Annotated in this window: 1 protein-coding gene; it reads left to right on the forward strand. The window is 63.8% G+C overall.

Translation table 11 applies throughout. From position 1 onward, the window contains the following. Positions 1-329, forward strand: a 329-nt coding sequence (locus tag K0F88_RS32080; protein WP_374039771.1) for a hypothetical protein, incomplete at both ends; no start/stop codon positions are given.

Below are 329 nucleotides of genomic sequence, written 5' to 3' on the forward strand. Positions count from 1 at the left end.
AACACCGCCAACATCGCGGTGAAATACGATGCGGTCGGCGGCAACGCCATTACCCTGGGCGCGACCGGCGGCGCAGGCGCACCGGCCGGCGGGGTGAAAATCACCAACCTGAGTGCCGGTGCCTTGAACGGCACTAGCACTGATGCAGTGAATGGTTCGCAGCTTTTTGCGACCGATACTGCCGTCAATAACCTGGGGACCCAGACCACCACGTTAGGCAACACCTCGGCCAGCACCTTGGGTGGCGGTGCCACTTACTCGCCAGCCACGGGGCTGACTGGTTTCAGCCTGCCGATCAACGCGATCAGCACCACCGGTGCGGTCGGGGC

The sequence above is a fragment of the Pseudomonas sp. UMAB-40 genome (assembly GCF_900095275.1).
GTDB classification, from domain to species: domain Bacteria; phylum Pseudomonadota; class Gammaproteobacteria; order Pseudomonadales; family Pseudomonadaceae; genus Aquipseudomonas; species Aquipseudomonas mandelii_B.